This window comes from Bradyrhizobium liaoningense (assembly GCF_018130825.1).
Taxonomy (GTDB): Bacteria; Pseudomonadota; Alphaproteobacteria; order Rhizobiales; family Xanthobacteraceae; genus Bradyrhizobium; species Bradyrhizobium liaoningense_B.
This window is the reverse complement of the sequence record NZ_JAFCJS010000003.1, coordinates 623,085-648,524: the sequence shown is the minus strand read 5'-3', so window position 1 is coordinate 648,524 and position 25,440 is coordinate 623,085. Positions and strand designations below refer to the sequence as shown.

The window sequence follows — 25,440 nt, the reverse complement described above, 5'->3', positions numbered from 1 at the left end:
TCCGGTTTTGCGTTCGGTCCCGCCTGGTCTAATGTCCCGCCCGGTGTCTAACCCAGAGAAGAAAAGCCGGGAGGATTTCTCGTGATCTACGTCGTTGCAACCCTGACCATCAAGCCCGAGACGCGCGCCGAATTCATTGCGGCTGCCACCGCCTGCATCAAGGAGACGCGGAAAGAGCCCGGCAACATCGCCTATGATCTGCATGAGAGCGTCACCGATCCCAGCAAGATGGTGTTCGTCGAGCAGTGGGAGAATGCCGAGGCGCTGGTGCCGCATCGCGCCATGGAGCACATGAAGACGTTCGGCCGCGTCGCGGTGAAGTGCTTCACGGCACCGCCGAAGATCGAAATCATCACGCCCGAGAAGGTCGAGACACGGTAAAGAGGTAAGACGCATGATCCGGGCGACGCAGGTCAGGGGACAACACCGCTTCACGGAAGCACCAGCGGACACGGTCGTGCTCGATTTCGACGACCGGCACCGCCGCCGCATGGCGATGACGGGCACGCGCGGCCTCGAATTCCTGCTCGACCTGGAGAACGCCGTCGCGCTGCGCGGCGGCGATGCGCTGGTGCTGGAGGACGGAAGGCTGGTCGAGGTGGTCGCGGCTCCGGAGCCGCTGCTCGAGATCCGCGGCCGCGATCCGCACCACCTCATCCGCGTCGGCTGGCATCTCGGCAACCGCCACCTGCCGACGCAGATCATGGCCAAGAGCCTGCGCATCCGCCGCGACCATGTCATCGAGGCCATGGTGAAAGGCCTCGGCGCGCGTGTGATCGAAATCGAGGCGCCGTTCGATCCCGAAGGCGGCGCCTATGCCGATGCCGGGCACGCGCATGGGCACGACGACCATGCGCACCATGGCCATGCACATCACGATCACGGCCATCATCACGATCATGGTCACGATCACCATGATCATCACGGCCATGACCATCATCATGATCATGCCGCGCATGACCATGGCCACGAGCACCACCATCATCACGACGAGCATTGCGACCATCCCGACTATCACCACGGCCACAAGCATGCTCATGACCAGAAATGAGCCTGTCGGTGCCGGCGACCTCGCCGAACGCGAGGCGGCGGCGCTGTACCGGCTGATGACCTGGCTGTCGCCGGCGTTCCCCGTCGGCGGTTTCTCCTATTCCAGCGGCATCGAATGGGCGGTCGAAGCGGGCGACATCGTGGACGTCGCGACGCTGGCCGACTGGCTCGATGCGATGCTCGGCGACGGTTCGGGCTTTTGCGATGCGACCTTCCTGGTCCAGGCCTATCGCGCCACGGAGGCGGGCGAGGAGACCTCCTTGCGCGACATCGCCGAACTCGCAAGCGCCTTCGTGCCGTCGCGCGAGCGGTTGCTGGAGACGGTCTCGCAGGGCCGCGCCTTCATCGATATCTCCCGCGCTGCGTGGGATGCGGGCGGCCTGGATGCCATGGTTGCCGCATGCCGCACGCCACTGGTCTATCCCGTCGCCGTCGGTGTCGTCGCAGCCTTGCACGGCGTGCCGCTGGCGCCGACGCTGCACGCCTTCCTGCATGCGCTGGTCTCGAACTGGATCTCGGCGGCCAGCCGCCTCATTCCGCTCGGCCAGACCGACAGCCAGCGCGTGCTGGTGCGGCTGGAAGCGGCAGTGGCGGCCACCGCCAATCGTGCGCTCAACGCGACATTGGATGATCTCGGCAGCGCCACGTTCCGCGCCGATCTCGCCAGCCTGCGGCACGAGACGCAATATACGCGGCTGTTCCGGTCATGAGGCGTGATGTTGCCGCGGCGTCGTCCCGGCGAAGGCCGGGACCCATAACCACCAATGGTGGTTGGGATGGAAGATGTCAGCCAGAGTGCATCATCGAAAGACCTCGCGGTATGGGTCCCGGCCTTCGCCGGGACGACGCTGAAAACTAGAACTAAGGATTTATCCCAATGGCGACTTCTCACGGCCCCCTGCGTGTCGGCGTCGGCGGCCCGGTTGGGTCGGGCAAGACCGCGCTGATGGACCTGCTCTGCAAGACCATGCGCGAGCGCTACGACATCGCCGCGATCACCAACGACATCTACACCAAATGGGACGCGGAGTTCCTGGTGCGTTCGGGCTCGCTGACGCCGGACCGCATCGCCGGCGTCGAGACCGGCGGCTGCCCGCACACGGCGATCCGCGAGGACGCCTCGATGAACCTCGCAGCGGTCGCGGACATGCGCGCGAAATTCCCGGGCCTCGACCTCGTGCTGATCGAGTCCGGCGGCGACAATCTCGCTGCCACCTTTTCCCCGGAGCTTGCCGACCTCACGATCTACGTCATCGACGTCGCCGCCGGCGACAAGATCCCGTCCAAGGGGGGCCCCGGCATTACCCGGTCCGACCTTCTGGTCATCAACAAGATCGATCTTGCGCCCCATGTCGGCGCCTCCCTGGAGAAGATGGAGACGGACGCCAGGCGCATGCGCGGTGAGCGTCCCTTCGTCATGACCAACCTGAAGAAGAGCGAGGGGCTCGACCGCATCGTCGGCTTCATCGAGGCCAAAGGCGGGCTGAAACGGGCGGGCTGACCGACGCGACGACTTGGCGCAGGCGTATTTTCGCCGTTAACGCCTGGGGCAGGGCCGTGCCTTGCGGAACAAATTTCGGACACGGCGATTAAATACCTCCGGTGCCCGGGGCAACTCCACCCCCGGCCGGACCCTCGGCCGGGCGGATTAAGCTTTCCAGGCGACCCAAGTTGCGTACTGATGCCTCCTCCTTCATTATCTGCGCCATTGGGGTTCACCCTGTTTCGGCACATGGCCGTTCGAGCGGCGTTCATATGCTCCGTGTTAATTGCCGACCTCCCGCTTCCGTCTGAGTAGTCGCGTGGTCCGGCTGGGTTTCATCATCGGCTTCATCGCTCTGCTCGGAGCTTTGCTTTCCGGGCTTGCGGCCTATCGCGTCCACGACCAGGAGCTGGCGCTCGACCGGATCGCGCTCGCGCGCGCGATCGACGTCCATGCCAGCCTGGTTCAGGACCGGCTCACCGAGCGCGAGCTGCTCGCGCGTGTCGCCTCAGGCCTGTTCCGTGCGCCCTCGGTGCTCAAGCCCAGCATGCTGGAGCCGCTGCGCTCGGCGATCTACGCCTTCAAGACCGATTTCGTGGTGGCCGGCTGGGTTGCCCGGCTTCAGCCGAACGAGCTCGCTGCGGCCCAGGCGGCGATCGCGGCGGCCGGTTTCCCGAAGCCGCAGATCCGTGACTACAGTGACAAGCCCTTCGCCCCCGGCAGCCTCACCCATCCGATCGACGTGCTGATGGACCTCGAGCCGCGCAGTGACGAGACCAAGGCGCTGCCCGGCCGCAGCTACGACCAGGATCCGGTGCGCAGCGCGATGCTTGCCCGGGCGAGGATCGAGAAGCGGTCGGTCGCTTCCGATCCGGTGCCGCTGCTGCGCGGGAACGGCCCGATCGGCGTCATCGTGGCTGCTCCCGTGATTCCCGAGGGGGCAACGGAGCCGGCCGGGTTCGTCACATTCTCCTATGAGCTCGCCACGCTGATGCTGACCAATGACGACATGTCGTTGTTCTCGGTCGCGCTCAGGGATCCGCGCAAGGAAGGCGGCGAGCTCGTCGCCAACGACCAGGGCATTGTCTCCACACGCATGGGCGCCGACGGCCCGGCGCCATCGGCGACGCGCACGGTCAGCTTCGGCGGCCGTGACTGGCAGCTCGGCTATTACGCCAAGACCAATTCGGCGCGCCGCGCCGAGCAGACCGCGATCATCGTGGCGGCGATCGGTTTTGCCATCACCGCGATGGTGTGCGGCCTGTTCGGCTATGTCGCCTACAACAATCTGCGGCTCAGCCGGGAGATCCAGGTGCGGATCGGCTTCGAGCGCCGCCTGACCGCCGTGATCGACGAGCTGAATCATCGGGTCAAGAACATCTTGGCCGTGATCCAGTCGATCGTGACGCGCACGCTGCGCCACGGCTCGGACATCGACGTCGCGCGCGAACTCCTGATCGGCCGCATCCACGCCATGTCCAACGTGGTCTCGCTGCTCAGCGAGAGCCAGTGGCAGGGCGTCAAGCTGAAGGGCCTGTTCGAGGCGCGCGCGATTCCGCATGCCGATCGCATCGCCGTCACCGGTCCCGACATCGCGGTCAGCGCGCGCGCCGCGCAGAGCCTGTCGCTGCTGTTCTTCGAGCTCGCCTCGCATTCCGACGAGGGCCTGTCGCTGGTCGGCAAGCATCCGCATATCACCGCCAACTGGACGGTGACGGGCGATGCGCCCGAGGAGGTCTTCCATTTCCGCTGGGAGGAGTTCAACACCAGCGAGGCGACGCGCCGACCCGATTCCGATTTCGGTCTGATCCTGCTCGACCGCGTCGCGCCCGAGGCGCTGGGGGGCACCGCCAAGCGCTTCTTCACTGACGTCTCCTACGTCTATGAATTGACTGCTCCGATGGAGACGGTGGTCGACATGACCGAGCGCGACCGCACGGACAAGATCTCGGCGCCGGTCCGGCCGGCGCGCGGCTAACCTTTCGGCCGCAACACCAGATCGACCAGATTGCGCGCGTAGCCAGGTGTGATCGGCGCGATGCCGAAGATGTAGCGGTAGAACAGGCTGCCATAGATCGCGTCGTAGAGATCCTCAGGGAGCCCCTCGGCCAGAATGCTGCCGTCCTTCTGGCCCGCGGCGATCATGTCCACCAGCGCGTCGCGGCGGAATTGTAAGTAGCGGGCGTAGAACAGCTCCGCCGAGCCGGTCTTGGAGATGCATTCGGAGATGACGGCGAGCTGGACCTTGCCGAATTCGCCCTGGAGCGCCTCGGCATAGGCGGTGGCGTGCCGGCGCGCCCGCGCCGCGGCCGTGCCGGTGCTCGCGGGCGGCAGCGGCAGCATCTGCGCGGCATGGTGGAGGAAGGCGTCGATCAGCAGCGCTTCCCGCGACGGCCACCATTTGTAGATCGTCATCTTGGAGACGCTGGAGTGGCGCGCGATCGCATCAATGGTGGTGGTGGCAAGGCCCGTGGCCGCCATCAGCGCATAGGCGCTTTCGAGGATCGCGTGGGTGGTCTCGATCGATCTTGGCCGGCCGCGCCGGGGCGCGCTCTCCGCCTCTTCACCCCCGCCTTTCGCCATCGCCACGCCGGTCTCCTCACGCAGAGTCCCGGCATAGCGCAGCGGCTGCTTTCGGCCTAGCAGAATCGCACGATTTTGTGGCCGGAGCGATTTGGCTCCAAAGCATGATCCGGAAAAGTGCGAAGCGGTTTTCCGGAAAGATCATGCGCAAACAACAACCTAAAGCGCGATGACGATTCGTCCAAATCTCATCGCGCTTTAGCGCAGGACGGAGGAATCCAATGATCCACGCCACTTGTCATACCGCCGACAATGTCCGCTGCATCGAGTTCGATGCCACGCCGTGGTTCAGCGAGGCTGATGCTCCGAGCATCATCGATTTGGCCCAACGAGGATGGACCAGCAAGACGATTGCAGAGTCGCTCGAGCACCGACGAGGATATGAAGGCCTGCACGATCTCGTCGAATATGCCGCGAAGCGACTGCAATCGGAATCCCTGGAGGATCCAACCTGGGAAACCTTCGAGTGCGTCGTCGATGGACCCGAGGCCGTCGCCTGGCTCAGGCAGAACCGGCCCAACGTCGTGGCAAGGATCCCGTAAGCCACAGGAAGCGCAGCAAAGGCCGCCATCGACTGGCGGCATCGCAAGCGAAGCGGAAATGGCGCGCCACGGCCGATGAAGATGGGCACTATTGTTTCGCTGTAGCGCTGTGATGCGATGGCCGATTACTCGCTCCAGCGACTAATCTGCGACCGCCCCAGCCTCGATCGGTCGTTGCCGCGGCCTGTCTGCGCTATCTGGTGAAACCGGAGTCTAGAAGCTTCACAGTCGAAATCGGCCACTTGCCGTCGTGGCCATCGATCGAGATCCGGAGCCCGTGCACCTCGTCAAGGAAGACGCGATCAATCGTCCCCGCCTTGCCGTCGGTCAGGATAACACCCCTGCCGATTAGCTCCGTCTCAGCAGCATGAAGTTCTCGAAGGATGTTCGTCGCTCGTTTGGTCCAGTCATCGGACATGGTCATGCCATAGCCGGCCGGCGGATTAGTGAAGATCAGTCAGAGCGGCGGATGCATTTGAGGATATCGCCGCCTCATGCGAGTCCGCCAACCATCCTTGTCGAACTCGACCCTGAAACCTTCCGGCAGCCGCGGCGTCTCGCCTTCGGTCACGACTTGCAGCGCGGGTTACTTCGGTGGGCGCAAATCGCCTTGAAGCCAGCGGCCCTTGGAATGTCTGGGATCTTCATGCGCTGCGAAGGTCGTAAGTATGTGATTGCAGACAGCGCATCGAAACATGTGCAAGTCCACGCTTGGGCTTTCTGGCTCGATGCTGACGAGCATCATCTGGGCCTTGCACATCGGACAGGCGGGGCGCGCAAATGGCGGTGGAATGGACCGCGCCAATCTGGCGGCCCACCGTTGTTCGAACTTTCTTTCAAGGTCCGCAGGGATCGTGCTCATGATCCGAACTCCGGGGTTCGCGGTCCTGCCCCGGCGCTATCGCCTCAACGCTCGCCGCGCCCTAAAGGTCCTAAGCAGCAGCAGAGGGAACCAAGGTCCTAAACAGCACCAGGGGGAACCATGCCGAGGGGAGCGCTACCGACCGCTCAGAGGCAAGATAAAAATGGCGCGCCCGGAACGATTCGAACGTCCGACCCTCAGATTCGTAGTCTGATGCTCTATCCAGCTGAGCTACGGGCGCGTTTTTCGCTGATAGTGCAGGCTTTAGCCCACACGCAGCCTCCGGACAGCGCCGGAGGGGTGCGAAAGAGCGCTCTGACTAACCGCTCTTGTCCCGATTGGCAAGGTCCGGGATGGGGAGATTTTGCATGGAGATGACGATCTCCACCCGGTCATTCCGGGGCTCGCGAAGCTGGAAGTGCGGAATCTCGTGCCTAAAACCTCTGGATTCCGGGTTCGGCGCTTTGCGCCGCCCCGGAATGACGGGTTCAGTCGGCCTTTGGCCGACCTACGCCCTCTGCCGCTCGTTGCGGATGGAGAGGAGTTCCACGGGACGGTCGGGGATGACGATCCGGAAGGTGGCGCCGATGGTGCCTTCGACCAGATGAATCTCGCCGCCATGGGCGCGGACGAGCTCGGCGGCGATGGCGAGGCCCAGCCCGCTGCCGCCGGGGCGGCCGGAGGTCTGGAACGCCTCGAACAGGTGCTCCCGCGTCTTCTGGGGCACGCCGGGGCCGGTGTCGGAGACCTCCAGGATGGCGACGGCCCCCTCGCGTTTGCCGGTGATCCGGATCTGCTGCGCCCCGCCGTCACCGGTCGCGTGGCTTTCCAGCGCCTGGGCGGCGTTGCGGACGAGGTTGAGCAGCACGCGGAACAGCTGGTCGGGATCGGCATCGATCGCGAGCCCGCGCTCGATCGCGGCGACCCAGGCGATCGAGGCATCGCTGGCAAGGCCGGCGGTCTCTCGCACCTCCAGCACCACAGGCTCGATCAGGATCATGCGGCGATCGGGCGCGGCCTCCTGGGCACGGCCATAGGACAGCGTCGACTGGCAGAAGGCGATGGCGCGCTCGAGCGAGCGCACCAGCTTTGGCGCAAAGCGCTGCACCCGCGGGTCGGGCACGCTGGCGAGCTGGTCCGACAGGAGCTGGGCCGACGCCAGCAAATTGCGCAAATCGTGGTTGATCTTGGACACCGCGAGGCCGAGCGCGGCGAGCCGGCTCTTCTGATTCAGCATCGACATCAGGTCGCGCTGCATGTCCGACAATTCGCGCTCGGCGACGCCGATCTCGTCGCTGCGCTGGCTCGGCACGATGATTCCCGCCGAGCTTTCCGGGTTCTCGTGGAAGCCGACCAGGCTCGCGGTCAGCCGCCGCATCGGCCGCACGAAGAGATAATGGAGCGCGAGATAGACGAGGCCCGCGGTCAGGACGCCGATGATCAGGGCAACCACGACGACATTGCGGGAGAAGCGGTACATCGCCTGCCGCAACGGCAATTCGTCGGTCACGATCTCGACGAACTGGGCGTTGCCGACGCCGGGGCCGACGATGCGAATGGCCTGGTTGCCGGTCTCCAGCATCATCTGGAACGAGCCGGTGATCGCCTCCCACACGGTCATGTCGCGCAGATCGACGTCGTGCCCGATCGTAGCAGGCAGATTGTCGCTGGCGAGCAGCCGGCGCTGCTGGCCCATCTTGATGGCGACGGCGCGGGCATTGATGCTCTTCAATATCTCGCGCGACAGCGAATCGGGGACCATGCCGAGCGGTGCGGCATCGAGCACCAGCGCCGCCGTGTTGGCGGCCGCGACGCGGTCGTTGAGCCGGTTGACCCAGAAGTTGGCGATGGCGGGCACGTAGAGCAGGATCGCAGCGATCATCACCAGGGGGACGGTGAGCAGCAGCAGCTTGCCCGACAGCCCAAGCCCCGCAGGCCCGCGCGGCCGCGCCGCGGGCGGATCCTGCTGATCCGTATCCTGGATCGGCTGGAGGTCTGTCTCTGCCACGTAATTCGCCCTCGCTGACTTGCCCGGTGAACGATCTGGCGGATGAAGGATGCGGCCCGCCCCCGGCCCGGTCAAATTACGGATCGCTAATATGCCGAGGTGGGATGTAGGTGCTGATCCGGCGAGTCGCTACCTCACGGGTTAAAAACCCCGCACAAACAGCGATATTCACCGGAATCGTGCGCTTGTGCGGCGTTGACGAAAAGGGGGCGCTCGCATATAAGCCGCGCGAATTGTCCGCGATGACCCGGTGTGACGCCGGGAGCGGCTCTCTTGGGGCCGAAAAGGGCCCGTTTTGGGCCGCATCTTCCGGACTTTACCATCAATTCTACAGGCAAATTGCCCGGTCAGCGGAGAAAAACCCGTGAAGCGGACTTATCAACCCAGCAAACTGGTGCGCAAGCGCCGTCACGGCTTCCGTGCCCGCCTCGCCACTGCCGGCGGCCGCAAGGTTCTCGCCGCCCGCCGTGCCCGCGGCCGCAAGCGTCTGAGCGCCTGAGCCGGACCCCCTTTTTGGGATTTCATCATGGATCGGCTGAGGCAGCGGGCGGATTTCCTCGCCGTTGCCAATGGCGCGCGGGTGAATAGTCCCGCGTTCGTCCTGCAAAGCCGCCGCCGCGACGATTTTGGCCCGATCCGGATCGGTTTCACCGTCACCAAGAAGAACGGTAACGCCCCCGAGCGCAATCGCATCCGGCGCCGGCTTCGCGAATTGGTGAAGCGGCTCGATCCGGTGTCGATGCAGCCCCATCATGACTATGTACTGGTCGGCCGAAGGGACGCGCTCTCGCGCGACTTCGCCACCATGCTCGACGATCTGCGCATAGCCTTCTCGAAGCCCGCGCGGCATACGGCCAAGGGGTCTCACAAGGGACCTGCGAAGGGGCGCGGCGAAAAGCCGGGCGCTGCCCCTGCCAGCCGCAAACCGGATTGATGACGAGACATTAGAGATGACCGACAATCGCAATACCATCCTCGCCGTCATTCTGTCGGGCCTCGTCCTGATCGCCTGGCAGTATTTCTACAACGTGCCGCAGATGGAGAAGCAGCGCGCCCAGCAGCAGGCGCAGGCCGAGCTGCAGAAGACCACGCCGCAGCCGACCGCGTCGGCAACGCCGGGCACCACGCCGCAGGCGGGCGGTACCGCGCAGCCCTCGACGCCGGGCGCGAGCCAGCAGGCCCAGCCGGTCGTTTCCCGCGATGCCGCGATCGCGGCCAGCCCGCGCGTCAAGATCGACACCCCGCGGATCGCCGGCAGCATCTCGCTGAAGGGCGGCCGCATCGACGACATTGCGCTGGTGCAATTCCGCGAAACGGTCGACCCGAAGTCGCCGCCGATCATCCTCTATTCGCCCTCGGGCACGGCGGAGCCGTATTACGCCGAGTTCGGCTGGGTGGCCGCAACGGGCGTGACGGCTAAGATGCCCGACAAGACCACCGTATGGCAGCAAGACGGCAGCGGCAGCCTGACGCCGTCGACGCCGGTGGTGCTGAAGTATGACAATGGCGAGGGCCTCACCTTCCGCCGCACCATCTCGGTCGACGACCATTATCTCTTCACCGTCAAGGACGAGGTGAGCAATGTCGGCAACGCGCCGGTCACGCTCTACCCTTATGCGCTGATCTCGCGCCACGGCACGCCGCAGGTCTCGGGCTATTACATCCTGCATGAAGGCCTGATCGGCTATCTCGGCGAGCACGGCCTGCAGGAATACGCTTACAAGAAGATCGACGAAGCCAAGAAGGTCGACTTCAAGGCCACCAATGGCTGGCTCGGCATCACCGACAAGTACTGGGCCTCGGCGCTGCTTCCCGACACCAATGCCCAGCTCCAGGCGACCTTTTCATCGACCCTCGCCAACAACATCCGGGGCTATCAGACCGACTACCTGCTCGATCCCGTCACCGTCGCGATCGGCGGCACGGCGACCGCGAATGCGCGCCTGTTTGCCGGCGCCAAGGAAGCCGGCGTCGTCGGCGTGTTCCCGTTCGCCGGCCTCGGCGGCTACAACAAGGAGCTGGGGCTGAACCACTTCGATCTCTTGATCGACTGGGGCTGGTTCTACTTCATCACCAAGCCGATGTTCCTCGGCCTCGACTTCTTCTACCGCTTCTTCGGCAATTTCGGCATCTCGATCCTGCTCGTGACCGTGATCGTGAAGCTGTTGTTCTTCCCGTTGGCGAACAAGTCCTACGCCTCGATGGCGAAGATGAAGTCGATCCAGCCGCAGCTGCAGGCGCTCAAGGAGCGCTATCCCGACGACAAGGTGAAGCAGCAGCAGGAGATGATGGAGATCTACCGCAAGGAGAAGATCAACCCGGTCGCCGGCTGTCTTCCCGTGGTGATCCAGATCCCGGTGTTCTTCTCGCTCTACAAGGTGCTGTTCGTCACCATCGAGATGCGGCACGCGCCGTTCTACGGCTGGATCAAGGACCTCTCCGCGCCGGATCCGACCAACCTGTTCAACCTGTTCGGGCTGATCCCGTTCGATCCGACCACGATCCCGGTGTTCGGCCACTACCTCGCGCTCGGCATCTGGCCGATCATCATGGGCATCACGATGTGGTTCCAGATGAAGCTGAACCCGACGCCGCCGGATCCGACGCAGCAGATCATCTTCAACTGGATGCCGCTGATCTTCACCTTCATGCTGGCGGGCTTCCCGGCGGGTCTCGTGATCTACTGGGCCTGGAACAATTTGCTCTCGGTGATCCAGCAGAGCTTCATCATGCGCCGCAACGGCGTGAAGGTGGAGTTATTCGATAATCTCAAGGCGACGTTCGCGAAGAAGGCGACGTAAGTCTCACACTCCGTCATTCCGGGGCGATGCGAAGCATCGAACCCGGAATCTCGAGATTCCGGGTCTGGTCCTTCGGACCATCCCGGAATGACGGTGCAAGCAAAGAGCTTCGCATGACCGACGACAAAGATGCGAAGCTGATCGAGGCCGGGCGCAAATTGTTCGCGCGCGACTGGCAGTTCATCTGGGCCTCGCCGTCGATTGCGACGCTGCCGCCGATGGACGGGCTCGAGATCGCCTTTGCCGGCCGCTCCAATGTCGGCAAGTCCAGCCTGATCAACGCGCTCACGGGACGCAACGCGCTGGCGCGCACCTCGCATACGCCGGGCCGCACCCAGGAGCTGATCTTCTTCGAGGTCCCCGGGAAGAAGGACCTGCGTCTCGTCGACATGCCCGGCTATGGCTATGCCAAGGCGCCGAAGAGCCAGGTGGCGTCCTGGACCGAGCTGATCCACAAATTCCTGCTGGGCCGCGCCAGCCTCGCGCGCGTCTACGTGCTGATCGACGCGCGGCATGGGCTCAAGGACGTCGATCTCGAGATCCTGAAGACGCTCGACCGCTCCGCCGTCAGCTACCAGATCGTGCTGACCAAGGCCGACCAGGTGAAGGCCTCCGAGCTGCAATCGCGCATTGCCGAGACCGAGGCCGCGCTGGCCAAACATCCGGCCGCGTTCCCCAATGTGCTCGCGACCTCCTCGCGCAGCTCGACCGGCATGGAGAGCTTGCGCGCCGCGATGGCGAAGCTGCTGGACGAGCGGAGCTCGTGATGCTGGCGCATCGCCTGCTGATCGGGCTTGCCGGCTTGATGGGCGCCGCCGGCGTCGCGCTGGCCGCCGCATCCGCCCACGGCGCGGACGCTGGCCGCCTTGCCTCCGCCAGCGCCATGCTGCTGTTTCATGCAACTGCCATACTTGCGGCGATGGGGTTGCTCACGCGCGGCCTTCTGCACGGCGGAATTGGTCTTGTTGCGACGGTTGGCTTCGTGATCGGCGCAGCGCTGTTCGCGGGCGACCTCACCTTGCGGCAATATGCCGGGCAATCGCTGTTTCCCATGGCGGCACCGACCGGCGGGACGGTGATGATCGCGAGCTGGCTGGCCGTGACGCTCGCGGCGGTGTTGCCGCGGAAGTAGCGGCTCGTTCTTACCCTCCCCTGGAGGGGTAAGAGCAAACACCACACTTTGCGCTGCCCCCGCCAATCAGATAGAACGCGCACCGACCGACCCGCCAGCGAGACCGTGACATGACCGACATCTCCCCGCTCGACCAGGCCCGCATCCTGTCCGAAGCGCTGCCGCACATGCAGCAGTATGACGAGGAAACCATCGTCATCAAATATGGCGGCCATGCCATGGGCGACGAGGAGACCGCGAAGAACTTTGCCCGCGACATCGTGCTGCTGGAGCAGACCGCGATCAACCCGGTGGTGGTGCATGGCGGCGGGCCGCAGATCGCGACCATGCTCAAGCGCCTCGGCATCGTCTCGGAATTCGCCGCGGGCCTGCGCATCACCGACGCCGCGACCATCGAGATCGTCGAGATGGTGCTGGCCGGCTCCGTCAACAAGCAGATCGTCGGCTACATCAACGAGGCCGGCGGCAAGGCCGTCGGGCTGTCCGGCAAGGACGGCAACATGGTGAAGGCGACCAAGACGACGCGCACCATCGTCGATCCGGGCTCGCATATCGAGAAGGCGGTCGATCTCGGCTTCGTCGGCGACCCCGAGAAGGTCGACCTCACGCTGCTCAACCAGCTGATCGGCTACGAGCTGATCCCGGTGCTGGCGCCGCTCGCGACCTCCAAGGAAGGCCAGACGCTGAACATCAACGCCGACACCTTTGCCGGTGCGGTGGCCGGCGCGCTGAAGGCCAAGCGCCTGCTGCTGCTCACCGACGTGCCCGGCGTGCTCGACAAGTCGAAGAAGCTGATCCCGCAATTGTCGGTGAAGGACGCGCGAAAGCTGATCGCCGACGGCACCATCTCCGGCGGCATGATCCCGAAGGTCGAGACCTGCATCTACGCGCTCGAACAGGGCGTGGAGGGCGTCGTCATCATCGACGGCAAGATGCAGCACGCGGTGCTGCTCGAGCTCTTCACCAATACGGGCACGGGGACGCTGATCCACAAGTGAGGGACGACACCACCAACAGGGCCGTTGCGTCCGGGCACTTCCCGGGCCTGACGGCCTTGCTGTCTCGTCGTTCTACCGCTGACGGCGACGCCAGCGACTTCTATGCGCAAAAGAGGGAACGGACGCCGCTTCCGGTCAGACAAGGTCGCCGCCGCTCGCTCCTCACGCGCCTCCTGATGACGCTGCCGGCCGCAGCCGTCTCGTTCTTCTTCTCCTCCGCGCCGGCTTTCGCCGACCTCAAGATCTGCAACCGCATGTCCTATGTCGTGGAGGCCGCGATCGGCATCGACGACAAGGCGGCGACCGCGACGCGCGGCTGGTTCAGGATCGATCCCGCGACCTGCCGCGTGGTGGTGCAGGGCACGTTGACCGCCGACCGCATTTTGCTCAACGCCCGCGCGCTCGGCATCTATGGCGCCTCCCCGATCCCGCAGAACGGCCGCGACATGCTGTGCGTGGCGCAGGAGAATTTCGTCATCGCGGCCGCGCGGCAGTGCCGCAGCGGCCAGACGCAGGTGCCCTTCACGCAGGTGACGCCGACGCAGGGCGACGACGGCAATCTGGTGACGTATCTCGCCGAGGATTCCGAATATGACGACGAGCAGGCGCGACTCGCCGGCATCCAACGGCTGCTGGTGATCATCGGCTACGACGTCGGCGCGATCGACGGCGTCGACGGGCCGAAGACGCAAGGCGCACTCGCCGCGTTCCTGAAGAGCCGCGGGCTGTCGTCCGATGCGGCGTCGTCGCAAAATTTCTTCAAGACCATGGTCGATGCGACGCAGACGCCGTCGGCAAGCGGCCTGACCTGGTGCAACGATACGCCGCACAAGGTGATGGCGGCGATCGCCACCGACGACGGCAAGACCGTGACCAGCCGCGGCTGGTACCGCATCGATCCCGGCAAGTGCCTGCATCCCGATGTGACCGGCCAGCCGAAGCAGATTTTCAGCTTCGCCGAAGCGGTCGATGCCGACAATCGCGCGATCAAGCTGAAGGACAGGCCGCTGAACTGGGGCGGCGACAAGCAGCTCTGCACGCGCGAGACCAAGTTCGAGACCGTTGAGCAGACCGATTGCGCCGCGCGCGGATTTGCGGCGGCGGGCTTTGGTGCGGTGGACATGTCGAGCGGCGGCAAGACGCTGCGGTTTGCGGTGCCGTGATCAATGTGGTGAAGACGACGCCGAACACTCCGCTGTCGTCCTGGCGAAAGCCAGGACCCATTACCCCAGGATTGGGTTTGGCGAAGAACGATGACCGGAGTGCCCTATTGATGGGCCGCGGCGTATGGGTCCTGGCTTTCGCCAGGACGACGATCGAGGGCGGGGCCGCGGCCTTGCTCAACGGATAGAGAGTTGTGATGAACCAACCCCGCACCTTCGGCCACGTCGACACCTGGGTGTTCGACCTCGACAACACGCTCTATCCGCATCACGTCAATCTGTGGCAGCAGGTCGATGCTAGAATCGGGGAGTTCGTGTGCAACTGGCTGAACGTCAGCCCTGCAGAAGCACGCAATATCCAGAAGGACTATTACCGCCGCTTCGGCACCACCATGCGCGGCATGATGACCCTGCATGGCGTTCGCGCCGACGACTACCTCGCTTACGTCCACAAGATCGACCATTCACCGCTGGAGCCGAACCCGGCCCTCGGTGCCGCCATCGCAAAGCTGCCGGGACGAAAACTGATCCTGACCAACGGCTCGGTCGACCATGTCGATGCCGTGCTGGCGCGGCTCGGCTTCGCCGGCCATTTCGACGGCGTGTTCGACATCATCGCCGCCGAATTCGAGCCGAAGCCGGCGGAGCAGACCTACCGGAAATTCCTCGTGGACCATTCGGTCGATCCGACCCGCGCCGCCATGTTCGAGGACCTCGCCCGCAACCTCACCGTCCCGCACGAGCTCGGCATGACCACCGTGCTGGTGGTGCCTGACGGGACCAAAGAGGTGGTGCGCGAGGACTGGGAGCTGGAGGGCCGCGACGCGGCCCATGTCGACCATGTCACGGACGATCTGGCGGGGTTTTTGGGCAGGCTGTCTCGGTGAAGCCGTAGCCCGGATGGAGCGCAGCGAAATCCGGGGCATCTGGTGCGACGGAGAGACTTTCCCGGATTACGCTTCGCTCCATCCGGGCTACGGGACTACGGGACCGAGCTTGTCCTGGACGACAGCGGACTATGCCTTGACTCCGCCCCTCCAAATCCCGAAAAAGCGCCTCAATCCCATCAAAATTCCCGATCCGAAGAGGAAATCCCGATGTCCCTGTCCGCCCTCGAATCCACCATCAACAGCGCTTTCGACGCGCGTGACGGTATCTCGACCACGACCAAGGGCGAGGTGCGCGAGGCGGTGGACCAGGCGCTGGAGACCCTGGACAAGGGCGAGGCGCGCGTTGCCGAGCGCGGCGCGGACGGCAAGTGGAAGGTCAATCAGTGGCTGAAGAAGGCCGTGCTGCTGTCGTTCCGCCTCAACGACATGGACGTCATTGGTGGCGGTCCGGGCAAGGCGAGCTGGTGGGACAAGGTGCCCTCGAAGTTCGAGGGCTGGGGCCCGAACCGCTTTCGCGATGCCGGCTTTCGCGCGGTGCCGGGCGCCGTCGTCCGCCGCTCGGCCTTCATCGCCAAGAACGTCGTGCTGATGCCGTCCTTCGTCAATCTCGGCGCCTATGTCGATGAGAGCACCATGGTCGACACCTGGGCCACGGTCGGCTCCTGCGCCCAGATCGGCAAGCGCGTGCACATCTCCGGCGGCGCCGGCATCGGCGGCGTGCTCGAGCCGCTGCAGGCCGAGCCCGTGATCATCGAGGACGACTGCTTCATCGGCGCGCGCTCTGAGGTCGCCGAAGGCGTGATCGTGCGCAAGGGCGCCGTGCTGGCGATGGGCGTGTTCCTGGGCGCATCGACCAAGATCGTCGACCGCGAGACCGGCGAGGTCTTCATGGGCGAGGTGCCCGAATATTCCGTGGTGGTGCCCGGCGCGCTGCCCGGCAAGCCGATGAAGAACGGCCAGATCGGCCCGAGCACCGCCTGCGCCGTGATCGTCAAGCGCGTCGACGAGCGCACGCGCTCGAAGACGAGCATCAACGAGCTGCTGCGGGACTGAGTTCGCGCCGCGAACCCAAATCCGTCCCCGTCACCCTGAGGTGGCCGCCTCTTCGGCGGCCCTCGAAGGGCGACGGCCCGGTAGTCGCTACATCCCGGCCGTACATCCTTCGAGGCTCCGCCTACGGTGCGCTGCACCGTAGGCCTCGCACCTCCAGCGACAGCGGCTTCGCCGCTGCGCGGGGATGACGGGTCTGGTAGAAATCGAACCCTCCCTCCCTCCATCGCGACCAATCTTCGGGCGGTCCTGACCGCCCGGAGCCCTTCGCATGGACTGGACCTGGTACCTCTTCCGCTTCGACGGCCGCATCAACCGCGCGCTGCTGTGGCAGGCGCTGCTGATCGTCGCGCTGCTGGCGGGCTTGCTGGAGATCGCCGGTCAAGTCGTCGGGATCCTCGCAGGGACGAGGTCCACTCTGAAGCTCGGCATCGAGCTCGATTTCGACTTCGGTCTCGACGACCTCTTCAAGCTGGTTGATCCCCGCGCCTCCCGCTCGCCGGCATCCGCCGATCTCGCGGGCGCGATCCTCAAGACATCCGGCATGGCGCTGTTCTTCTGGATCTATCTCGCGACGGCGATCAAGCGGCTGCACGATCGCGACAGGAGCGGCTGGTGGATCGTTCCGTTCTTCTTCCTGCCCGGCCTGTTCAGCCAGTTCGCCGACCTGCTCCCCAAGTTGAGCTGGATGCTTTCGCTCAGCCTGCCCTTCTCCATCCTGTGGCTGTGGGGATTCGTCGAAATGTTCTGCCGGCCCGGCAGCTCGGGCCACAACCGATTCGGCCCCGATCCGCTTCTCGAAATCGAGGACAGTTCGTCGTCGGCCACGTCGCCCGCGAAAAGCTGGGACCAGAACCGCGAGATCGAAATTGTCCCGCCCAGTGCTAGCCCACCCGGCGGCATGCATGTTAAGCGGGGCGCATGACCGATGCTCTCTCGATTGCCCGCGATCTCATCCGCTGCCCCTCGGTAACCCCGGCCGACGCCGGTGCGCTGGGAGTGCTTGAAAAAGCCCTCGGCGCCGCCGGCTTCACCTGCCACCGCGTGACCTTCAGCGAGGAAGGCATCGCCGACGTCGACAATCTCTATGCACGCATCGGCACCGAGGGACCGCACATCACCTTTGCCGGCCACACCGACGTGGTGCCGCCGGGCGACGAGAGCGCCTGGAGCGTCGGCGCGTTCTCCGGCGAGGTGAAGGACGGCGTGCTGCACGGCCGCGGCGCGGTCGACATGAAGGGCGGCATCGCCTGCTCGGTCGCCGCAGTGCTGGAGCATCTCGCGGCCAATGGCGGCAAGCCGCGCGCCGATGGAAAAGGCTCGATCTCGTTCCTGATCACCGGTGACGAGGAAGACGTTTCCATCAACGGCACCATCAAGCTGCTGAAATGGGCCGCCGAGCGCGGCGAAAAATTCGACCATTGCGTGCTGGGCGAGCCCTCCAATGTCGAGACGCTCGGCGACACCATCAAGGTCGGCCGCCGCGGCTCGCAGTCGGGCACGCTGTATGTCGACGGCGTGCAGGGCCATGTCGCCTATCCGCACCGCGCCGCCAATCCGGTGCCTGATATCTCGCGGCTGATCGTGGCGATCTCCGACGAGCCGCTCGACCATGGCAGCGCGCAGTTCCAGGCCTCCAATCTCGAGTTCACCTCGGTCGACGTCGGGAACAAGGCCTATAACGTCATCCCCGGCGAAGCCCGCGCAAAGTTCAACATCCGCTACAACGACAACCACACCCAGGCGAGCCTGCGCGAGCTGGTCGAGACGCGCCTCACCAAGGCCTGCGGCAACCGCATCAAGGCCCGCATCGTCTGGGAGCCGTCGAACTCCAACGTGTTCGTGACCAAGCCCGGCCCCTTCACCGATCTCGCGGTGTCCGCGATCGAGGAGGTGACGGGACGCAAGCCCGAGCTGTCGACCTCGGGCGGCACGTCCGACGCGCGCTTCATCTCGAGCTATTGCCCGGTGATCGAATTCGGCCTGGTCGGCCAGACCATGCACCAGGTCGACGAGCGCGTGCCGGTCACGGATCTGGAGAAGCTGACGAAGGTCTATCGCGGGATACTGACGCGGTATTTCGCGTAAAGTCCACGCGCCTTACAGAGCCGAACTCGCCGCCTACTTCTTCTTCCGCGCCTTCGGCTCGGGCGAGAGCGCCTGCGGGTCGAAGCCGACGTAGAAGATGTAGGAATCGGCGGTCGCAGCTGACGGCACCGGATAGGCCAGATCCTCGGCGATGAAGGTGAAGGGCACGCTGCCGCCCTCCGACATCCCGACCGTGGTCCGGTAGGCCTTCGAGGCGATCACCTTCTCGCCGACGCCGCCCTGCACCACGGCGATACGAAGGGGAACCTCGACCGTGGCAGGCGCTCCGGCCGGACCGGCGATGACGCGGCCCTGGATGCCGATCCGGGCCGTGATATCGCCGCCGTTCCGGAAGCATTCGCGCGCCATCTTGGTGATCGTGGCCTGGAAGCGGACATCATTGCCGGTGGCCGGCTTGCCGCCCGCGCCGACCGCGTAGGTGGAGGCGCCGGCGCGCACCGTGACCTGCGGGCAATCGACGTCGTCGTCCGCCGCCGGCTGGCCGGGCGCGGGCGCCGGCTTGGACTCTGCCGGCTCGTCGGATTTGCCGCCGAACAGGCTCTTGAAGCGGTCGCTCAACGATTGGGCCGCTACCGGCGAGACGGAGGCGAGCGCGACCGATAATGCCAGCGCGACGGCCGTCCGCCGCCGCAACGTCGTCCGCGAAGACCGAAGCTCCTTCACCATCAACACCCATACTCCATGACAATGTTCCGGCCGGGTTATATCGCCAAAATCGGCGAACCCAAGGCAGCAAAGAGGGATTTGGCCGCACACATCGGGCGGCTCAGCCGCGGAAATCCTCGTGCAGGAGGCCAAACAGCAGGTGGTCCTGCCAGACCCCGTTGATGCAGAGATAGCGGCGTGCGAGGCCCTCGCGGGAAAAGCCGCACTTCTCCAGCACCCGGATCGACGGCGCATTGGTGGGGATGCAGGCGGCCTCGACCCGGTGCAAATTGAGCTCGCCGAACAGCGTCGGCAGCAGCACCCGCAGCGCGGCCGTCATGTAGCCGCGATGGGCATGGGGCTGGCCGATCCAATAGCCGATAGTGCCGGCCTGCACGATGCCGCGCCGGACATTGGCGAGCGTGATGCCGCCGACCATGGCGCCGTCGAGCTCACGGAAGATCAGAAACGGGTAGGAGCGGTCCGCGGCGATATCCTCGGAGTAGCGGCGCAGGCGGCGGCGGAAGCCGGAGCGGGTCAGATCGTCCGACGGCCAGATCGGCTCCCAGGGCGTGAGATAGTCGCGGCTGGTCTCGCGCAAATGCGCCCATTGCAGGAAATCCGACATCTGCGGCGCGCGCAGCAACAGACCGTTGCCGCGCGGGGCGAGGGCGGCGGGTCCACTGGATGGCAGGCGAAAGAGGGCCATGGTGATGCTTCCCGGGGCGGGGGCGCCCTCGCGCGGCTCCTAATGCAGCCGCGCCTTGGCGCGCGCCCGGGTCAATCCTTCCGCAAAAGACACCGCCGTGTCCAGACCCCTGCCGCTGCCCAATGCGACAACTGCAGGGCGGCTACGCGAAAGCAGCGCACGCGCCGCGTCCCGGGTCGATTCGACGCTGACGGCGTCGATCCGGGCCACCAGTTCCTGCACCGTCTGCGGCCGGCCATAGGCGAGCACGTGCCGGGCGAGCTGCTCGGCACGGGACGAGCAGCTCTCCAGCGCCATCAGGAGCCCTGCCTTCATCTGCGCCTTGGCGCGCGCGATCTCGGCCTCGGTCAGGGTCTCCACCGAGTCGTTCATGATGTCGACCACGACCTCCATCATCTCCGGTGCATCGGCCGGATCGGTACCGGTGTAGAGGCCGAAGAAGCCGGTGTCGGTATAGGGCGCGTGGAACGAGTAGATCGAGTAGCAGAGGCCACGCTTCTCGCGCACCTCTTGGAACAGCCGCGACGACATTCCGCCGCCCAGGACGTTGGTGAAAACTTGAAGCGAAAAAAGCGACACGTCGTTCTGCGGCACGCCTTCCAGCGCCAGCGTCAGATGGGCCTGCTCGAGCTCACGATGCACCACCTTGGCGCCGCCCTTGCCGAACTGGGCGGGTTGCGGCTTCGGGCCCGGCGTCGCCTCGAAGCTCGCAAAGCGCTGCTCGACCTCGGCGACCACCTGGCTGTGATCGACGGCGCCGGCGGCTGCCACCACCATGTCGGGGCCGCGATAATGCGTCGAGAGATAGCCGCGCAGCATGTCGCGGTTGAAGCTGCGCAGCGTCTTGGCGGTGCCGAGCAGCGAACGGCCCATCGGCTGGTCGGGATAGCAGAGCTCGTTGAGATGCTCGAACACGACGTCGTCGGGCGTGTCCTGCGCCGCGCCGATCTCCTGCACGATGACGTTCTTCTCGCGCTCCAGCTCGTCCGGCTCGAAGGCGGGATTGGCGAGGATGTCGGCGAGCACGTCGAGCGCGAGCGGCACGTCGGCCTTCAGCACCCGCGCATAATAGGACGTGGTCTCGGTCGAGGTGCCGGCATTGAGGTCGCCGCCGACCGCCTCGATCTCCTCGACGATCTCGCGCGAGGTGCGCTTGGTCGTGCCCTTGAACGCCATGTGTTCCAGCAGATGCGAGATGCCGTGCTCGTTTGGCTTCTCGTCGCGTCCGCCGACGCCGGCCCAGACGCCGAGCGCGGCGGTCTCGAGATGAGGCATCTTATCGGTGACGACGGTGAGGCCGGACGCAAGCTTGGAAATCTCGACGCTCATCCGGCAACTCCCTGCTTTGCGGCGCGGCTGACCGACATCACGAACCGCTCGACCTCGGCCTGATCGTTCTTCATCACCTTCATGTGTTCGGATTTGGTCATGAGACCGTCGAGCCAGGCCGGCAATTGCGGCCGCTGGCCGCAGGCCGTTTCGACCGCATCGGGGAATTTGGCTGGATGGGCGGTGGAGAGCACGATGCTGGGCACCGTGGTGTCGGTGGTGTCACGGTCGGCGACGGCGAGCGCCACCGCGGTATGGGGGTCGACCAGCTCGCCCGCCTCGCGCCAGGCGGCGCGGATCGCAGCCGCGGTCTCGGTCTCGTCGGCGCGCCCGGCGTCGAACTCCTCGCGGATCGCCGCCAGCGTTGCGTCAGGCAGCACGAAGCGCCCGGACTGCTTCAGCGAATCCATCAGACGGCGCACGCCGGCGGCATCGCGCCGGCCGGCCTCGAACAGCAGCCGCTCGAAATTCGAGGAGATCTGGATGTCCATCGACGGCGACGCCGTGGCGTGCACCTCGCGCACCTCGTAGATGCCGGTCTTCAGCGTGCGCGCCAGGATGTCGTTGACGTTGGCGGCGATGCGCAGGGTGCGCACCGGCAGGCCCATGCGCTTGGCGACATAGCCGGCGAAGATGTCGCCGAAATTGCCGGTCGGCACCACGAAATCCACCGCGCGCGCCGGCGCACCGACGGCAACGGCGGAGGTGAAATAGTAGACCACCTGGGCGACGATGCGCGCCCAGTTGATGGAGTTGACGCCGGAGAGCGAGGTCGCATCGCGGAAGCGATGGTTGTTGAACATGCCCTTCACGAGCGCCTGGCAGTCGTCGAAGGTGCCTTCGATGGCAAGCGCATGGACGTTGGCCGCGCCGGTCGTCGTCATCATCCGCTGCTGCACCTCGGAGATGCGGCGATGCGGAAACAGCACGATGAGATCGACGTTCTCGAGGCCCGCGAAGGCTTCGACCGCAGCGCCGCCGGTGTCGCCGGAGGTCGCAACCACGATGGTGGTGCGCTGGCCGCGCTTTTCCAGCACATGGTCCATCAGCCGCGAGATCAGCTGCATCGCCACGTCCTTGAAGGCGAGCGTCGGACCGTGGAACAGCTCCAGCACGAACTGGTGCGGCGACATCTGGCGCAGCGGCACCACGGCGGGATGGCGGAAGGTGGCATAGGCCTCGTTGGCCATGCGGCCGAGCTCGGCATCGGAGATCTCGCCGCCGGCGAAGGGACGGATCACGTCGACCGCGACCTCCCAATAGGGGCGGCCGAAGAAGCTGGCGATGGTCTCGGCCGGGAGCTGGGGCCACGTCGCCGGTACATACAGGCCGCCGTCACGGGCAAGCCCGGTCAGCATCACGTCGCAGAAGCCAAGTTCAGGGGCCTCGCCCCGGGTCGAGATATAACGAGTCAAACTGCCCTCCAAAGGCCGGCCGAGCCTGAGCCAGACCCGTAAGCCCTTGATTTTACGAAATTACTTGTCAACAGCCAGAGGCCTTGAGCCACCATAAAGTGTTTTGCGGCATCGGGAAACCGCTTCCCGCCGGGGTCCTTCAAACGAAAAGGGCTGCGGCGATGCCGCAGCCCTCTCTTGGAAGGTCTGTCGTTGATATGTGCAGACCGGTTTGACTCGTCCGGGACGCCTGCCCGTTAAAACTGTTGGTGCAAGCTTTCGTCGCCTGTCACGAAATCGTCAAGGGCCAAAACCGCGCACGCCGGCAAATGTTCCTATTTCTCCCGGTGCGCGCGAATACCGCTGCTGCAGACACGGCAGATTGAGTGAGTACTTTGCCTCTTTTTCCTGAAATTCCGATCGTCAGGCAGGAACGAACGCCGCCCCGGCCCATTGTGTCGGCGGATAGCGTCCGCTGTCGGCCATGCATTGCCCGGCCGGCGCAGGCGCCGATCCGTCGGCCGAACCGCTGCATCCTGGAGCAGCCGGTTCGGTCGCTGGCGGCAGGTCAGCTCATCCCGATTTCCACTGCGATCCGGATCAGGTCGGAATGGTTCTTGGCGCCAAGCTTCTGCTTGAGCAGCGACGTGGTGTTGGCGACGGTCTTGTAGGAGATGCCGAGCGCCTCGGCGACCTCGACGATCTTGTCGCCGCGGCCGAGCAGGCGGAGAATCTCCAGCTCCCGCGGCGTCATCTGAGAGGCCGGATTGGCCTTGATCGCGGCACCGGAGAATGTCACGGCCTCCGCCAGCTGCGGCGAGATGAAATTGTCGCCCGCGGCCACCTTTCGCACCGCTTTCAGCAGGATCCGGGGATCGTCGCCCTTGGAGACATAGCCCTGCGCTCCAAGCTCGACCGCCCGCACCACGAAGGCCGGATCGTCGTTCATGCTGAACATGATGATCTTGGCCTCGGGATCGTCTTTGCGTATGCGTCGCATTAGCTCGAAGCCGGAGACATCGGGCAGGCTGATGTCGATCACGGTGACGTCGGGCCGCTTGCTGACATAGGCGCGGTGCCCGGATTTGGCGTCGCTGGCCTCCTCGATCCGGATCGAATGGTCGGAGGCAAACAGGGTACGGCAGCCGGACAATACCACGGGGTGGTCGTCGACAATGAGGATTCGGGTCGCCGGCTTGGCAATATCTTGCATCGCGCGCTCTCTCGTTTTTCGACTCATAGACCGGCGGGAACAAATGGAAAGAGCAAATCACGCCGATGCGCGTTAGAATTGACCTAATGTGGCAACGACTTTCCTTCAGAACGCAACTGTTTCTTCCGCTCGGCGCAGGTTTTCTCGCGGCGCTGGTCTTGGGCGCCATATTGCTGCAGATATTTGCAACCGGTCAACTGGCCGACGAGAATGAGCCGGCCCGACGCTCGACCAGGGTGATCGCCGCCGCACTCAACAACACGCTGCGCGCCTCGGACGATCCGCAGAAGACGCTTCTGGCCTTTGTCCACTCCCTGGACGCTTCCTCCGATATCCAATTCCGCGCGATGGAGGCGGGTCCCATTCCCTCCGCGAAGGACGGTCTGCGCAACCTGCAGACGGTGCCGCAGTGGTTTCTCCACCTGTTGACCATGCCGGACATTGACGCTGCGTCGCCGGTGGTCATCGATGGCAGGCATGTCGGCGACATCGTGTTCCTGCCGGACCTGTCGGCCGACCTGTTCGAGAAGTGGATCGGCTTCCTCGCACTGACCAGCCTTGTCGTCGTGCTGATGGCGCTCACCGGCACCATCGCCTATCTCTTCGCGGGATCGGTGGTGCGCCCGCTGCAATATCTCGGCGAAGGACTGACGCGAATTCGGCGCGGCGACTACGCGACGCCGATCCCGATCGAAGGGCCGCCCGAGATCCGGCGCAGCTGCGAGGCGGCGAACGCCCTGGCCACAACGCTCGCGCAATTGAGCCAGGACAATCGCGACCTGATGCACCGCCTGGTATCGCTCCAGGACGACGAGCGGCGCGATCTCGCCCGCGAGCTGCACGATGAGCTCGGCCCGCTGCTGTTCAGCATCCGCGCCGGCGCGATCTCGCTGATCGAGGCCTCGCCACCGGCAGGAAATCTCGGCAATTCGGCGGAGGAGGTGCTGCAATCGGTCGAGGCGCTGCAGCAGACCAACCGCCGCATCCTCGACCGGCTGCGCCCGCTCTACATCGAGGAATTGGGGCTGGAGACGAGCGTGCAGACGCTGCTTCGGAATTTTCGTAAGCAGGCACCTGATATCGGCCTGACGGCCACGATCGATCCCGGCCTCAACGCGATCGACGGACCACTGGCCCAGACCGTCTATCGCGTGATCCAGGAGGCGCTGACCAACGTGCTGCGCCATGCCGGAGCGAGCAACGCCGATGTGCAGGCGGCTATCGTCGGCGACGCGCTCGTCATCGAGATTTCCGACGACGGCGGCGGCTTTCCCGCGGGCAATTTGTTCGGCCGCGGCCTGACCGGCATGCATGAGCGCGTGCGCGCACTCAGCGGGTCGCTGTCATTGCTGCGCACGGACGACCGAACCTGTGTGCGCTGCCGCCTCCCCGTGGAGAGGGCGTGAGACGGCCTGCGCGATTGGCTAAAGCGCGATGAGATTTGGATGAATCGTCATCGCGCTTTTGGTTGTTGTTTAC

Annotated in this window: 26 protein-coding genes and 1 tRNA gene; 18 read left to right on the top strand and 9 right to left on the bottom strand. The window is 65.1% G+C overall.

Annotated elements, in window-relative coordinates; genetic code table 11:
* Positions 1 to 81: 81 nt before the first annotated feature.
* The 5 genes from JQ603_RS16495 to JQ603_RS16475 all read left to right on the top strand — a co-directional run bounded on the left by JQ603_RS16495 (position 82) and on the right by JQ603_RS16475 (position 4,511).
* A complete protein-coding gene (locus JQ603_RS16495) occupies positions 82 to 381 on the top strand; it encodes a putative quinol monooxygenase (RefSeq protein WP_212340983.1) in 300 nt (99 codons plus the stop codon).
* Between the two features lie 13 nt (positions 382 to 394).
* Positions 395 to 1,051, top strand: a complete 657-nt coding sequence (gene ureE, locus JQ603_RS16490; RefSeq protein ID WP_212340981.1) for an urease accessory protein UreE — start codon at positions 395 to 397, stop codon at positions 1,049 to 1,051.
* Entirely contained in the window at positions 1,032 to 1,760 is a 729-nt protein-coding gene (locus JQ603_RS16485) for an urease accessory protein UreF (protein WP_212341539.1), read from the top strand. The genes ureE and JQ603_RS16485 overlap by 20 nt, the downstream gene beginning before the upstream one ends.
* 167 nt (positions 1,761 to 1,927) lie before the next feature.
* The gene (gene ureG, locus JQ603_RS16480) at positions 1,928 to 2,551 is read left to right on the top strand and encodes an urease accessory protein UreG (RefSeq protein ID WP_018646618.1); all 624 of its coding nucleotides are present in this window, start codon (positions 1,928 to 1,930) and stop codon (positions 2,549 to 2,551) included.
* Between the two features lie 301 nt (positions 2,552 to 2,852).
* Positions 2,853 to 4,511, top strand: a complete 1,659-nt coding sequence (locus JQ603_RS16475; RefSeq protein ID WP_212340980.1) for a CHASE domain-containing protein — start codon at positions 2,853 to 2,855, stop codon at positions 4,509 to 4,511.
* Here the strand turns inward: JQ603_RS16475 and JQ603_RS16470 are convergent.
* Positions 4,508 to 5,116: a TetR/AcrR family transcriptional regulator gene (locus JQ603_RS16470; RefSeq protein ID WP_212341538.1), complete on the bottom strand. Its 609-nt coding sequence runs from the start codon at positions 5,114 to 5,116 to the stop codon at positions 4,508 to 4,510. The two genes, JQ603_RS16475 and JQ603_RS16470, sit on opposite strands and share 4 nt — an antisense overlap.
* Before the next feature lie 221 nt (positions 5,117 to 5,337).
* Here JQ603_RS16470 and JQ603_RS16465 point away from each other — a divergent pair, with 221 nt between their 5' ends.
* Positions 5,338 to 5,658: a hypothetical protein gene (locus JQ603_RS16465; protein WP_212340978.1), complete on the top strand. Its 321-nt coding sequence runs from the start codon at positions 5,338 to 5,340 to the stop codon at positions 5,656 to 5,658.
* 193 nt (positions 5,659 to 5,851) lie between these two features.
* Here the strand turns inward: JQ603_RS16465 and JQ603_RS16460 are convergent, their stop codons facing one another.
* The 3 genes from JQ603_RS16460 to JQ603_RS16450 form a co-directional block, all read right to left on the bottom strand.
* Entirely contained in the window at positions 5,852 to 6,082 is a 231-nt protein-coding gene (locus tag JQ603_RS16460) for a PRC-barrel domain containing protein (protein ID WP_212340976.1), read from the bottom strand.
* A 602-nt stretch (positions 6,083 to 6,684) separates the two neighbouring features.
* Positions 6,685 to 6,761: transfer RNA gene (locus JQ603_RS16455), tRNA-Arg, on the bottom strand.
* A gap of 267 nt (positions 6,762 to 7,028) precedes the next feature.
* Positions 7,029 to 8,528, bottom strand: a complete 1,500-nt coding sequence (locus JQ603_RS16450) for an ATP-binding protein (RefSeq protein WP_212340974.1) — start codon at positions 8,526 to 8,528, stop codon at positions 7,029 to 7,031.
* Positions 8,529 to 8,892: 364 nt separating this feature from the next.
* Here JQ603_RS16450 and rpmH point away from each other — a divergent pair, with 364 nt between their 5' ends.
* The 11 genes from rpmH to dapE all read left to right on the top strand — a co-directional run bounded on the left by rpmH (position 8,893) and on the right by dapE (position 18,650).
* Positions 8,893 to 9,027, top strand: a complete 135-nt coding sequence (rpmH, locus tag JQ603_RS16445; RefSeq protein ID WP_008542748.1) for a 50S ribosomal protein L34 — start codon at positions 8,893 to 8,895, stop codon at positions 9,025 to 9,027.
* Between the two features lie 27 nt (positions 9,028 to 9,054).
* Positions 9,055 to 9,462 carry a ribonuclease P protein component gene (gene rnpA, locus JQ603_RS16440; protein ID WP_212340972.1) on the top strand — a complete coding sequence of 136 codons (408 nt, stop codon included), beginning with the start codon at positions 9,055 to 9,057 and terminating at the stop codon, positions 9,460 to 9,462.
* Between the two features lie 16 nt (positions 9,463 to 9,478).
* On the top strand, positions 9,479 to 11,329 hold the full coding sequence (gene yidC, locus JQ603_RS16435; protein ID WP_212340970.1) for a membrane protein insertase YidC: 1,851 nt from the start codon (positions 9,479 to 9,481) through the stop codon (positions 11,327 to 11,329).
* A 113-nt stretch (positions 11,330 to 11,442) separates the two neighbouring features.
* Positions 11,443 to 12,096, top strand: coding sequence for a ribosome biogenesis GTP-binding protein YihA/YsxC (gene yihA / locus JQ603_RS16430; protein ID WP_212340968.1), 654 nt, complete (start codon positions 11,443 to 11,445; stop codon positions 12,094 to 12,096).
* Entirely contained in the window at positions 12,096 to 12,461 is a 366-nt protein-coding gene (locus tag JQ603_RS16425; protein ID WP_212340966.1) for a DUF423 domain-containing protein, read from the top strand. The genes yihA and JQ603_RS16425 overlap by 1 nt, the downstream gene beginning before the upstream one ends.
* A gap of 110 nt (positions 12,462 to 12,571) precedes the next feature.
* Positions 12,572 to 13,459, top strand: a complete 888-nt coding sequence (argB, locus tag JQ603_RS16420; protein WP_212340964.1) for an acetylglutamate kinase — start codon at positions 12,572 to 12,574, stop codon at positions 13,457 to 13,459.
* Between the two features lie 176 nt (positions 13,460 to 13,635).
* Positions 13,636 to 14,622: a DUF1036 domain-containing protein gene (locus tag JQ603_RS16415; protein ID WP_212340962.1), complete on the top strand. Its 987-nt coding sequence runs from the start codon at positions 13,636 to 13,638 to the stop codon at positions 14,620 to 14,622.
* A 197-nt stretch (positions 14,623 to 14,819) separates the two neighbouring features.
* Positions 14,820 to 15,509: a pyrimidine 5'-nucleotidase gene (locus JQ603_RS16410; protein ID WP_212340960.1), complete on the top strand. Its 690-nt coding sequence runs from the start codon at positions 14,820 to 14,822 to the stop codon at positions 15,507 to 15,509.
* Positions 15,510 to 15,719: 210 nt separating this feature from the next.
* Positions 15,720 to 16,565, top strand: coding sequence for a 2,3,4,5-tetrahydropyridine-2,6-dicarboxylate N-succinyltransferase (gene dapD, locus JQ603_RS16405; protein ID WP_212340958.1), 846 nt, complete (start codon positions 15,720 to 15,722; stop codon positions 16,563 to 16,565).
* Positions 16,566 to 16,833: 268 nt separating this feature from the next.
* The gene (locus tag JQ603_RS16400) at positions 16,834 to 17,487 is read left to right on the top strand and encodes a DUF805 domain-containing protein (RefSeq protein WP_212340956.1); all 654 of its coding nucleotides are present in this window, start codon (positions 16,834 to 16,836) and stop codon (positions 17,485 to 17,487) included.
* Positions 17,484 to 18,650, top strand: a complete 1,167-nt coding sequence (gene dapE / locus JQ603_RS16395; protein ID WP_212340955.1) for a succinyl-diaminopimelate desuccinylase — start codon at positions 17,484 to 17,486, stop codon at positions 18,648 to 18,650. The genes JQ603_RS16400 and dapE overlap by 4 nt, the downstream gene beginning before the upstream one ends.
* Before the next feature lie 33 nt (positions 18,651 to 18,683).
* On the opposite strand, the gene JQ603_RS16390 is transcribed toward dapE, so the two are convergent.
* The 5 genes from JQ603_RS16390 to JQ603_RS16370 all read right to left on the bottom strand — a co-directional run bounded on the left by JQ603_RS16390 (position 18,684) and on the right by JQ603_RS16370 (position 23,961).
* Positions 18,684 to 19,337, bottom strand: a complete 654-nt coding sequence (locus JQ603_RS16390) for a hypothetical protein (RefSeq protein ID WP_212340954.1) — start codon at positions 19,335 to 19,337, stop codon at positions 18,684 to 18,686.
* 100 nt (positions 19,338 to 19,437) lie between these two features.
* Positions 19,438 to 20,025 (bottom strand): GNAT family N-acetyltransferase, encoded by a 588-nt coding sequence (locus tag JQ603_RS16385; RefSeq protein WP_100177964.1) that lies wholly within the window; start codon positions 20,023 to 20,025, stop codon positions 19,438 to 19,440.
* A gap of 39 nt (positions 20,026 to 20,064) precedes the next feature.
* Positions 20,065 to 21,354, bottom strand: coding sequence for a M16 family metallopeptidase (locus tag JQ603_RS16380; RefSeq protein ID WP_212340953.1), 1,290 nt, complete (start codon positions 21,352 to 21,354; stop codon positions 20,065 to 20,067).
* Positions 21,351 to 22,769, bottom strand: coding sequence for a threonine synthase (thrC, locus tag JQ603_RS16375; RefSeq protein ID WP_212340950.1), 1,419 nt, complete (start codon positions 22,767 to 22,769; stop codon positions 21,351 to 21,353). The genes JQ603_RS16380 and thrC overlap by 4 nt, the downstream gene beginning before the upstream one ends.
* A gap of 547 nt (positions 22,770 to 23,316) precedes the next feature.
* Positions 23,317 to 23,961 carry a response regulator transcription factor gene (locus JQ603_RS16370; protein WP_212340949.1) on the bottom strand — a complete coding sequence of 215 codons (645 nt, stop codon included), beginning with the start codon at positions 23,959 to 23,961 and terminating at the stop codon, positions 23,317 to 23,319.
* Between the two features lie 86 nt (positions 23,962 to 24,047).
* Here JQ603_RS16370 and JQ603_RS16365 point away from each other — a divergent pair, with 86 nt between their 5' ends.
* The gene (locus JQ603_RS16365) at positions 24,048 to 25,367 is read left to right on the top strand and encodes an ATP-binding protein (protein WP_212340948.1); all 1,320 of its coding nucleotides are present in this window, start codon (positions 24,048 to 24,050) and stop codon (positions 25,365 to 25,367) included.
* Positions 25,368 to 25,440 lie beyond the last annotated feature (73 nt).

Excerpts from the sequence above, each read along its gene's own strand:
- JQ603_RS16410 (WP_212340960.1), top strand. The coding sequence starts at position 14,820 with ATGAACCAACCCCGCACCTTCGGCCACGTCGACACCTGGGTGTTCGAC.
- JQ603_RS16380 (WP_212340953.1), bottom strand. The coding sequence starts at position 21,354 with ATGAGCGTCGAGATTTCCAAGCTTGCGTCCGGCCTCACCGTCGTCACC.
- JQ603_RS16385 (WP_100177964.1), bottom strand. The coding sequence starts at position 20,025 with ATGGCCCTCTTTCGCCTGCCATCCAGTGGACCCGCCGCCCTCGCCCCG.
- JQ603_RS16390 (WP_212340954.1), bottom strand. The coding sequence starts at position 19,337 with ATGGTGAAGGAGCTTCGGTCTTCGCGGACGACGTTGCGGCGGCGGACG.
- JQ603_RS16485 (WP_212341539.1), top strand. The coding sequence starts at position 1,032 with ATGCTCATGACCAGAAATGAGCCTGTCGGTGCCGGCGACCTCGCCGAA.
- JQ603_RS16425 (WP_212340966.1), top strand. The coding sequence starts at position 12,096 with ATGCTGGCGCATCGCCTGCTGATCGGGCTTGCCGGCTTGATGGGCGCC.
- argB (WP_212340964.1), top strand. The coding sequence starts at position 12,572 with ATGACCGACATCTCCCCGCTCGACCAGGCCCGCATCCTGTCCGAAGCG.
- ureG (WP_018646618.1), top strand. The coding sequence starts at position 1,928 with ATGGCGACTTCTCACGGCCCCCTGCGTGTCGGCGTCGGCGGCCCGGTT.
- dapE (WP_212340955.1), top strand. The coding sequence starts at position 17,484 with ATGACCGATGCTCTCTCGATTGCCCGCGATCTCATCCGCTGCCCCTCG.
- rnpA (WP_212340972.1), top strand. The coding sequence starts at position 9,055 with ATGGATCGGCTGAGGCAGCGGGCGGATTTCCTCGCCGTTGCCAATGGC.
- ureE (WP_212340981.1), top strand. The coding sequence starts at position 395 with ATGATCCGGGCGACGCAGGTCAGGGGACAACACCGCTTCACGGAAGCA.
- JQ603_RS16400 (WP_212340956.1), top strand. The coding sequence starts at position 16,834 with ATGGACTGGACCTGGTACCTCTTCCGCTTCGACGGCCGCATCAACCGC.
- JQ603_RS16465 (WP_212340978.1), top strand. The coding sequence starts at position 5,338 with ATGATCCACGCCACTTGTCATACCGCCGACAATGTCCGCTGCATCGAG.
- JQ603_RS16365 (WP_212340948.1), top strand. The coding sequence starts at position 24,048 with ATGTGGCAACGACTTTCCTTCAGAACGCAACTGTTTCTTCCGCTCGGC.
- dapD (WP_212340958.1), top strand. The coding sequence starts at position 15,720 with ATGTCCCTGTCCGCCCTCGAATCCACCATCAACAGCGCTTTCGACGCG.
- JQ603_RS16460 (WP_212340976.1), bottom strand. The coding sequence starts at position 6,082 with ATGACCATGTCCGATGACTGGACCAAACGAGCGACGAACATCCTTCGA.
- JQ603_RS16415 (WP_212340962.1), top strand. The coding sequence starts at position 13,636 with ATGACGCTGCCGGCCGCAGCCGTCTCGTTCTTCTTCTCCTCCGCGCCG.
- yidC (WP_212340970.1), top strand. The coding sequence starts at position 9,479 with ATGACCGACAATCGCAATACCATCCTCGCCGTCATTCTGTCGGGCCTC.
- JQ603_RS16370 (WP_212340949.1), bottom strand. The coding sequence starts at position 23,961 with ATGCAAGATATTGCCAAGCCGGCGACCCGAATCCTCATTGTCGACGAC.
- JQ603_RS16470 (WP_212341538.1), bottom strand. The coding sequence starts at position 5,116 with ATGGCGAAAGGCGGGGGTGAAGAGGCGGAGAGCGCGCCCCGGCGCGGC.
- yihA (WP_212340968.1), top strand. The coding sequence starts at position 11,443 with ATGACCGACGACAAAGATGCGAAGCTGATCGAGGCCGGGCGCAAATTG.